The sequence below is a fragment of the Nocardia heshunensis genome (assembly GCF_054782115.1).
The window spans coordinates 1-1,323 of record NZ_BAAGTC010000072.1 but is presented as its reverse complement, the minus strand read 5'-3'; the positions used below and the strand labels follow the sequence as shown (position 1 = coordinate 1,323).

The following is a 1,323-nucleotide window of genomic DNA, read 5'->3' as shown; positions in this document are numbered from 1 at the left end:
TAGCCCCAAAAATAAAGTTTTATATAATTCATGACCTCCGAAGTGATAGGCCACTCTCATACATAAAAATATGAATAGAGTAGTTAGAATTGTGATTACTCTATTCATATTCTTATTGAATTCAAAATTTGTAAAAGCATGTTTTCTTTTGTCTAAAATATAAATCCTCCCCTAAGTGACTTTCATTTAACAAAAAACGCATCTTGCACAAACTGAAGGTATACCAGATTGATTATGTAATTTACCCGCCTAGGATTTTTGGGTAACAAACGATGGTGCTTATAATCCAGTGGTACCGAGGGATTGAGTGCCCTCCATTTTTCTGAGGGTAACAAAAGTTAAAATCAGTTTTTTTCAGCCAATTTGTTACCATTTTGTTACCCTCGATACCGTTTTGAATCGTTTTATATCGTTTAGACAAAATAAAAAACGCTGATTTCTCAGCGTTTCAAGCAGTTCCAGAAGGAACTAATTGGTATTTTGATGCCCCGAGCAGGAATTAAACGCTTAGCTCACTAATCGTGATACCAGTGGGTTAGGCAGGGATCTAAAATCCGATGAGCGCGATTTGTTACCCTCTAAAACCGTCGAGAACGCTGAGTAATTTCTTATTTTGTTCGTCTTTCATCTCATGGATCATGTGTGAATAGACTCTAAGCGTGACGTTGAAATTTGCATGGCCTAGTCTCTCGGAGACATAGTATAGCGTTAGCCCCTTATAAATTAAGTAAGAGGCATGTGTATGGCGTAACCCGTGAAAGGTTATGTGCTTGGCTCCAATGTGCTCTAGCGTGCGTTTAAGCATGTTATTTGCGGCGGTACTGCTCGGTGGTGTAGTGCCTTGACCGAGGAAAACTAGATTGAATGGGTTCTCTTTATCAAGGAAGTCTTGTGACCTATGAAGTTGATGCAGAAAGTCGAATACTTCTTGATTAACGGCTATGTTTCGAACTGATTGCTTGTTCTTAGTAGCCTTAAACCCATCGTTGTCTAAAGTGTTCCAAGAACGCTTGATGTTGATGGTACCATTCGCTTCGTCCACATTATCCCAGGTCAGACCTGCAATCTCACCAAACCTGGCGCCTGTATATAGTGCCAATAGCGCCATGACGCGGCTTGACCGACGTGCATCGATGGTTGCGCTTAGGTCATCTATAAGTTTATGCATATCTTCACCGTCGAGATACTTCAGCGATTCATCCATGGCTTCGTGTCCGGTGACTACGACCCGACGCGTGAAGTCCCGTGCGATTGCACCATCAGCGACAGCGTCTCGAACGCAGGAGCGTATCTCCATCGCTACTTTTCGGGAGCTAGCGATGG

The 1,323-nt window shown here is 42.2% G+C and carries 1 protein-coding gene; it reads right to left on the bottom strand.

Annotated elements, in window-relative coordinates; genetic code table 11:
• Nucleotides 1-571: 571 nt before the first annotated feature.
• On the bottom strand, nt 572-1,323 hold a 752-nt coding region (locus ACYVN4_RS45235), incomplete at its 5' end, for a site-specific integrase (protein WP_460730519.1).